Source organism: Pseudomonas sp. 05T35, from assembly GCF_056396605.1.
In genome coordinates this window covers 1-7,804 of record NZ_JBFTLU010000197.1, presented here as the reverse complement: position 1 = coordinate 7,804, position 7,804 = coordinate 1, and the positions used below count along the sequence as shown (strand labels likewise).

The following is a 7,804-nucleotide window of genomic DNA, read 5'->3' as shown; positions in this document are numbered from 1 at the left end:
CCTGCAAAGGTACGAAAAGATCGAAGCTGTTGACGATCAGACCCAGCCACAACAACGGCAATACCAGTACATCCGGCAGCAATTGGTGGTCGGCGTCGATCAGACACATCGCCAGTAACCCCCAACTCAAGACCAGCCCCCACGCAGCTGTCCAACCGAAGCCGAAGTGCCAGGCGACAAACGCCGAGAGCACGCCACAGGCCAGTTCGGTCAAGGGGTAGCGGGTACTGATCGGCGCTTTGCAATTCGAGCATCGGCCGCGCAATACCAGGTAACTGAGCAGTGGAATGTTTTCCCAGGCGCGGATTCGATGAGCGCACTGTGGGCAGTGTGAATGCGGCAGCATCAGGTTGTAGGTCGGGCCCGGTGCTTCGGGCGGTAAACCCAGTACGTCCAGGGCTTGTTGCCGCCAGTCGCCCTCAAGCATTTTCGGCAGGCGCCAGACCACCACATTGAGAAAGCTGCCGATCACCAGCCCGAGCACGAGTGCGGTGACAACAAACGCCAGTGGGTAACCGGCCATGAATTCACTCAAGGGCATGTTCAAATCGCCGAGCCGAGTTGGAAAATGGGCAGGTACATGGCAACCACCAGCCCGCCGACAATGACGCCGAGCACCACCATGATGAACGGTTCCAACAGGCTGGTCAGGCTGTCGACCATATTGTCGACTTCAGCTTCATAGTAGATCGCAACTTTGTCGAGCATGTCGTCCAGTGCGCCGGACTCCTCGCCAATGGCGGCCATTTGAATCGCCATGTTGGGAAATATCCCGCTGGTGCGCATCGAGAAGTTCAATTGCATGCCGGTGGAGACATCTTGCCTGATGCGCAAGACCGCCCGTTTGAACACGATATTGCCAGTGGCGCCCGCTACCGAATCCAGGGCTTCGACCAAGGGCACACCCGCGGCGAAAGTGGTCGACAGTGTGCGGGCAAAACGGGCCACTGCCGATTTGTAGAGCAGTGCGCCGACTATCGGCATTTTCAGCAATTGCGCGTCCAGCCAGTCGCAAAAGCGTTGTGAGCGCCTGAGCGCATGGCGAAAGCCCAGAGACCCACCGATCAGGCCGCCGAGCAACAGCCACCACCACGCCTGCATGAACTCGGACAGACCGATCACCATCAGGGTGAAGGCTGGGAGTTCTGCACCAAATCCGGAGAACACCGACTGAAACTGCGGGACCACTTTGACCAGCAGAATGCCGGTGACGATGATTGCGACAAAGACCACGGCCAGCGGATAGGTCATGGCTTTTTTGATCTTGGCCTTGAGGCTTTCGCTTTTTTCCTTATAGGTCGCTATCCGCTCCAGCAACGTGTCGAGCGCGCCGGCCTGCTCGCCCGCGTCGACCAGGTTGCAGTAGAGCTCATCGAAGTACTGCGGCTTCTTACGCAGCGCGGTGGCGAAGCTGTTGCCGGCGGCGACTTCCTGTTTCACCTCGTCCACCAGCTTGCGCATGTTCGGGTTGTCGAAGCCCTCGCCGATGATGTCGAACGACTGCAGCAAGGGCACACCGGCTTTCATCATGGTCGCCATCTGCCGGGTGAAGAGGGCAATGTCCAGCGGCTTGATACGGTTGCCGAGATTGAACAGCGAAGCGGTTTTTTTCCGTACTTTGCCCGGGTTGATACCTTGTTTGCGTAGCTGCGCCTTGATCACTGCCGGGCTATGACCGCTCAGCTCGCCGGATATTTTGCTGCCTTTCCTGTCAGTGCCTTCCCAGGCGTAGACGCTGACCTTGATTGCTTTGACCGCCATGACTCAATCCTTGGTGACCCGGTTGATTTCTTCAAGGCTGGTGACGCCCTGCATGGCCTTGAGCAGGCCCGAGGTGCGCAGGTCATTGAAGCCGTCCTTGCGCATCTGCGTATCGATTTCCAGAGAATTGCCTTCAGCCATGATCAGCCGTTGCAGCTCCGGGGTGTTTTTCACCACTTCATAAATACCGACTCGCCCTTTGTAGCCGTTGTTGCAGTGATCGCAACCGACGGGTTCGTAGATCGTGAAGGAGCCGATGCGTTCCCGTGGGAAGCCTTCCTTGATCAGGGTATCGTCGGGAATCGAAAGGCTTTTTTTGCAGTGGCTGCACAGCTTGCGAGCCAGGCGCTGGGCAATGATCAGGTGCACGGCCGTGGCGATGTTGAACCCCGGGATGCCCATGTTGTGCAGGCGGGTCAGGGTTTCAGCTGCGCTGTTGGTGTGCAGGGTGGAAAGCACCAGGTGCCCGGTTTGCGCAGCCTTGATCGCAATTTCGGCGGTTTCCAGGTCGCGGATCTCGCCGACCATGATCACGTCCGGGTCCTGGCGCAGAAATGAGCGCAACGCCTGGGCGAAGTCCAGGCCTTGCCTGGGATTGACGTTGACCTGGTTGATGCCTTCCATGTTGATTTCCACCGGGTCTTCGGCGGTGGAGATGTTGATGTCGACGGTGTTGAGGATATTCAACCCGGTGTACAGCGACACGGTTTTCCCTGAACCCGTCGGCCCGGTAACCAGTATCAGCCCCTGAGGTTGCTTGAGCGCCGCCATGTACAGGTCTTTCTGGTCGGGCTCGTAACCCAGCGCATCAATGCCCATCTGCGCGCTGGAGGGGTCGAGAATCCGGATCACGACTTTTTCGCCCCACAACGTTGGCAGGGTGTTGACCCGAAAATCGATGGATTTGCTTTTCGACAGGTGCATCTTGAGCCGCCCGTCCTGGGGTTTTCGACGTTCCGAGATGTCCAGGCTGGCCATCACCTTGAGACGGGCAGCGATGCGATTGGCCAATTGAGTCGGCGGTCTGGCGACTTCGCGCAGCATGCCGTCGGTCCGCACCCGCACCCGATAGATTTTTTCGTAGGGCTCGAAATGCAGGTCTGAGGAGCCGCCCTTGATCGCGTCCAGCAGCATCTTGTTGACGAAGCGCACCACCGGGGCATCGTCGGAGTCCTGGCCGGTGACAGCGTCCTGACGCTGGTCGTCGACGGCTTCGATGTCCAGGCCCCCGAGGTCGATATCGGCCATGTCTTCCAGGCCCGTGCTGTGGCTGTCGAAGAATTTCTCGATGGCGTCGCTGAGCTTGTCGTCTTCGACCAGGATCGCTTCGGTGGTGAGCCCGGTGCTGAACTGGATATCGTTGATCGCCTGCTGATTGCTCGGGTCGGAAATGCCTACGAACAGTTTGTTGCCGCGCCGCCAGAGTGGCAGGGCGTGGTGCTGGCGAATCAGCTTTTCACTGACCAGGTCTTTGGGCTGGGAGTCTTTGTCGAGACAGTTGAGGTCAAGGAAGGCGACACCGAAATGCTCGGAGGCAATTTCCGCAACCTGGCGACTGCTCACCATTTTGTTCTGTACCAGATAGCTGACCAGGGAAACGCGATTGCGTTGAGCTTGCTGATACGCCTGTTGCGCGCTTTTGTCAGTGAGCAGTTCGGCCAGCACCAATTGCTTGGCCAGGCCGCTGAGAGCGATGTCATTCATTCGAGTACCAGGCACAGACAGTTCAAGACTTATAGCCTAGTCAACGGATGGGAGCGCACCAGCACTCTTGAGGTGACAAAAAGTGTCAGATAGTGCGGTTCCTCGGGGTACGCACCGGGCTTTTGCCGATCTGACACCCTGTAAGCAGGGGGCGCAGGGGTTGGCATGTGCTGTGCTTTGACTGGTTCAGGACATGAGATTTCGCCTCATGCATGGAGCCTGTTCTATGAATAATCAAAAAGGTTTTACCCTCATCGAGCTGCTGATCGTGGTGGCAATCATCGGCATCCTGGCGACGTTCGCGTTGCCGCTGTATTCCAAGTATCAAGCGCGGGCGAAGGTCACTGCGGGGCTGGCGGAAATTTCAGCACTGAAGGTGCCTTTTGAAGACATTATCAATCAGGGCACCGACCCGACACTGGCGCTGATCGGTGGCACGGCAACTACCGGTAACTGCACAATCACGGCATCGGGTACTGCTTCCAGCGGTGCAGGCACGATTGTTTGCACGATTGTCAATGCACCAGGTCCGGTGCTCAGCAAAACCATCACGCTGACGCGGACACTGGCCGGTGGCTGGACCTGCGCGACCACCGCGTTGCAGGACTATGCGCCCAAGGGTTGCACAGGCGTCTGATCCTGTATCGAAGCCTCAATGCCTCGCCTCTACGGACGCGAGGCATTTTYTCGACCGTTCGATGGCATCGCGGTAATTCGATAAAAGCCGCAACTTGCATGTCAACAACACCCGGGTCATGCATTTTGCATGACTTCAGTTAATTGGTTTTTTTGTAATATATTGATTTTTATCGGTTTATTTCGCTGTCTCAAGTTGGCACAGCCTTCGCACTGTCTCTGTTAACCCTGCTGAGAAGGCATGCAGCAGATTTTCTGGAAGAACAGGAGTTACTCGTATGAAGACGTTCGCTATCGCTGCCGCAGCTGCAACCGCTCTGACCCTGACCATGGCCAACGCTGCATTTGCGCAGACCACTCAAGCCACACAGTCGCCGATGGTGGTGGCTGCCGGTGAAATGACCAAGGCCGAGGAAGCTACTTCCGATACCTGGATCACCACTAAAGTGAAAAGCGATCTGGTCACCGAGAAAGGGATTCCTGGCACCGACATCAAAGTCGAAACCAACAAAGGCGTAGTTTCCCTATCGTCGAAAGTAGCCATTACCCAGTCTCAGAAAGAAATGGCCGTCGCTATCACCAAGAAAATCAAAGGCGTCAAAGCCGTATCGGCTGATGGCCTGATGACCCAGTAAGACCCAGGGTTTCCTGAGCCGGGAGAAGGGAATCTTGAGAGCGCTGTAGAACCAATGTGGGAGCGAGCCTGCTCGCGATGGCAACTCTTCATTCATCCTCTATGTTGAATGTCAGTCAGCTATCGCGAGCGGGCTCGCTCCCACATTGGCACATTGGATAGTCGTAACTTCAGCTACCGCGCTTGCTGGTGATTCGTACCAGACGGTTGCCTTCAAAACGCAGATATTGGTACATGCCGCTGTTCGGGCCGTAGGTCCATTCCTCAACCGGGACTTCTTCCCGGCGATTGGCGCTGCGTTTGTAGCCCAACGCATCACGTGCAACCGGCTCGCCACATTTGTGCAGCACTTCACTTGTGCGATCGCCGACACTGATCAACTGACTGCCGCAGCGCAAGGTATCGGTCTGGGCTTGCACCTGGCTGGCAAAGAGCGCCAGTGCCAGGCTGATCAGCAATCGGCTATTCATGTTTACTCCGCGTCCAGGTGCATGGGCGTGACGACTTGGCCATCGCTTTCGGCTTCGCCCAGGTTAGCGTCAACGAAATACACCCGGTCATCGGCGAGCTGGGTTTTGTCGACCAGGTAGTCCTTGATGGTGCTGGCGCGATCCTGACCCAGTTGGCGCAGCAGCGCGGTGTCTGAAGACCAGAACTTGATCACGCCTTCACGCAGTTTGGCGGTGCGTTCTGTTTTGTCCAGTTGCGTCCATTCGGCCGGTGGCTGGGTTTTCAGGCGCGTGCGGTAGATGGCTTCGAGCAGCGGGCCTTTTTCGCTGTCCGGGACTGCCAGCAACGAGGCTTGCGCAGGGACTTTGTCGCCGCGACGCTGGAGCATTTTGTAGTAGTTGTACTGGTATTCACGTTCCAGTCGCTGTTCGGCAATCAAGGGGCCATCGCTCTTCTCGGCAGCGGTGCCTTCGATTTCCAGGCGAAGGGCCGGACGTTCCTTGAGCGCTTTGGCGAGGGTATCGAGCGCCGACTCGGCGTTTTTGCTCAGCTCGCTTGAGCCAGGTGCGAACGACACGCTGCCCAGGTCCTCGGCCCCACTGCCGTTGACCAGCCCGCCAATGAGCTTGAAGGGCGCCTCGGCCGCGCGCACGATCAGGTTGCGCAGGGTCTGCCAGATGATCGGCATGATGCTGAATTGCGGGTTGTTCAGATCGCCCGTTATCGGCAGATCAATGGAAATTTTGCCATCGCTGTCCTTGAGCAAGGCGATGGCCAGTTTCAGCGGCAAGCTCACGGCGTCCGGGCTGTCGACTTTTTCACCCAATTGCAGTTGCTCCACCACCACTTTGTTTTCGGCTTTCAACTGGCCTTTGACGATCTGGTAGTGCAGGTCGAGATTGAGCCGGCCCTTACGAATCCGATAGCCGGCAAATTTGCCGGAGTAGGGGGTCAGGGTGGTCAGTTCGACGCGTTTGAAACTGGTGGCGATATCCAGCGCGGTCATCGGGTCGAACGGGGTGACGCTGCCCTTGATGGTCACCGGGGCGTAGCGGTCGACTTTGCCCTTGATGTCGACGGCGGCGGGTTTGACCTGGCGGCTGTCGATAGTGCCGATCTGGCCGTTGAGCTGTTGAATGGCAGTGGCGAAGTTCGGTGTCAGGCTGAAGTCGGCGAAGTTCGCCGAGCCGTCGTTGATGGCAATCGCGCCGATGTGGATGCCCAGCGGCTTGTCCTTGCTCGCAGCAGGTTTTGCGGCGGCGGTTTTGCTACCGCTGTCAGCCGGTTGCGGGATCAGCAGGTCATTGATGTTGGTGGTGCGGTCATCGTTGATCATGAAACGTACATACGGCTGAAACAGGTTGATCTTGTCGATCGACAGGCTATCGCCGTGTTGGTAGTTCAGGCCTTCGACCACCACTTGCTGCCACTTGAGGAAGTCGCGGGTTTTCATGGTGTCCAGGGTGTGCAATTGATCGACCTGAGCGCGGCCAGTGACGCTGAACGCCAGTGGCTCGGTGCTTTTCAGGTCAACCGCCAAGTCGCTGCCGAGCATCCCGGAACGCAGCTCCAGACGAATGAACGGGGTGATATAGGACTGGGCGACACGCAGGTCGATGTCTTTGGTCTGGACCTTGAGCTTGGCGCTGATTGGCGCAAGGTTGACCTCGCCGTCCGCGAGAATCTTGCCCTGCTTGCCCAGGCCGGTATCGACCTTGAGGGAGAACGGCGAACCATTGAGGCTATCGAAATTCTTCACGTCGACGTTCAGCGGGCCAAGCTCCAGTGCCACCGCCGGTTGGGCCTGACGGTCGGCCAGGTGCACTTGATAGTTGCGCAGCTCGACATCCTTGAGCAGCACTTGCCAGGGTTTGCTCGGCACCGCGGGATCGGGTTTTGGTTGCGGCGAGTCTGCCGCCGCCGGGGCCTTGGTCGACTCGGGTTTGGTGGCCGGTTTGGCCGGTTGACTGGCGAAGAGTTTCTGCCAGTCGAGTTGGCCATCGGCTTCACGGGCGGCCCAGGTTTCGAGCTTCTGGCTGCGGATCTTGCCGACGATCACTTGTTGTTTGACCAGATCGACCGTGGTCTCGCTGACGTCCAGACGTTCGAGGCGCACCAGTGGCCGGCCATCCGGGGCCTTGATGGCGAACGGAGCAACGCTGACCGAAGCGTTGCTCAGCAGCAGTTCGGTTCCCTGCGTCAGGTTGAACTTGTAATCGGTGCTCAGGTTCAGCGTTCCGTCTTCGAGCACCAGCGGCAATGCGTCACGCACATAAGGCCACCAGGATTTCATTTTGCCGTCGGTGACTTTCAGTGTGCCTTCGGAGCTGATGGGCACCAGGCTGATGTGGCCGGTCCAGTCGATCCGGCCACCCGCCGGGCCAGCTGCGACGAGGGTCATGGCGGCGTTGTCGTCGGGCAGGGTACTGAGGTTGTTCAACTCCAGATTGAGCGTGTCGTAGAGGAACTCGATCGGCTCGCTCGGGCGCAGGTCCTGGAAGTGCACATAACCACCGGCCAGGTTGATGTGGTCGATGCGCAGCGGGAAGGGTTTGGCATTCGGGTCAGCAGGGGTCGGCTCGCTGGCCGGCAACTTGAACAGTTGCGTGAGGTTCAGGC

At 58.1% G+C, this 7,804-nt stretch carries 7 protein-coding genes; 2 read left to right on the top strand and 5 right to left on the bottom strand.

Features of this window, described 5'->3' with window-relative positions; translation table 11 throughout:
- The 3 genes from AC1DH9_RS16250 to pilB form a co-directional block, all read right to left on the bottom strand.
- Positions 1-541: prepilin peptidase (locus AC1DH9_RS16250; protein ID WP_477808421.1), on the bottom strand; the 541-nt coding region annotated here is incomplete at its 3' end.
- 2 nt (positions 542-543) lie between these two features.
- Positions 544-1,761 (bottom strand): type II secretion system F family protein, encoded by a 1,218-nt coding sequence (locus tag AC1DH9_RS16245; RefSeq protein ID WP_427546301.1) that lies wholly within the window; start codon positions 1,759-1,761, stop codon positions 544-546.
- Between the two features lie 3 nt (positions 1,762-1,764).
- On the bottom strand, positions 1,765-3,465 hold the full coding sequence (gene pilB / locus AC1DH9_RS16240) for a type IV-A pilus assembly ATPase PilB (protein ID WP_427546303.1): 1,701 nt from the start codon (positions 3,463-3,465) through the stop codon (positions 1,765-1,767).
- A 226-nt stretch (positions 3,466-3,691) separates the two neighbouring features.
- Between pilB and AC1DH9_RS16235 the strand changes: the two genes are divergently transcribed.
- Both AC1DH9_RS16235 and AC1DH9_RS16230 read left to right on the top strand, forming a co-directional pair.
- Positions 3,692-4,102, top strand: a complete 411-nt coding sequence (locus AC1DH9_RS16235; protein ID WP_054595548.1) for a pilin — start codon at positions 3,692-3,694, stop codon at positions 4,100-4,102.
- Between the two features lie 277 nt (positions 4,103-4,379).
- Positions 4,380-4,736: a BON domain-containing protein gene (locus AC1DH9_RS16230; RefSeq protein ID WP_427546305.1), complete on the top strand. Its 357-nt coding sequence runs from the start codon at positions 4,380-4,382 to the stop codon at positions 4,734-4,736.
- Positions 4,737-4,905: 169 nt separating this feature from the next.
- Here AC1DH9_RS16230 and AC1DH9_RS16225 read toward each other — a convergent pair whose 3' ends face one another.
- Both AC1DH9_RS16225 and AC1DH9_RS16220 read right to left on the bottom strand, forming a co-directional pair.
- Positions 4,906-5,205 (bottom strand): DUF2845 domain-containing protein, encoded by a 300-nt coding sequence (locus AC1DH9_RS16225; protein WP_427546307.1) that lies wholly within the window; start codon positions 5,203-5,205, stop codon positions 4,906-4,908.
- 2 nt (positions 5,206-5,207) lie between these two features.
- The coding region (locus AC1DH9_RS16220; protein WP_477808420.1) for a DUF748 domain-containing protein at positions 5,208-7,804 on the bottom strand (2,597 nt) is incomplete at its 5' end.

Bases quoted from the DNA above. Each gene is read 5' to 3' on its own strand.
- pilB (WP_427546303.1), bottom strand. From the start codon at position 3,465: ATGAATGACATCGCTCTCAGCGGCCTGGCCAAGCAATTGGTGCTGGCC.
- AC1DH9_RS16235 (WP_054595548.1), top strand. From the start codon at position 3,692: ATGAATAATCAAAAAGGTTTTACCCTCATCGAGCTGCTGATCGTGGTG.
- AC1DH9_RS16225 (WP_427546307.1), bottom strand. From the start codon at position 5,205: ATGAATAGCCGATTGCTGATCAGCCTGGCACTGGCGCTCTTTGCCAGC.
- AC1DH9_RS16230 (WP_427546305.1), top strand. From the start codon at position 4,380: ATGAAGACGTTCGCTATCGCTGCCGCAGCTGCAACCGCTCTGACCCTG.
- AC1DH9_RS16245 (WP_427546301.1), bottom strand. From the start codon at position 1,761: ATGGCGGTCAAAGCAATCAAGGTCAGCGTCTACGCCTGGGAAGGCACT.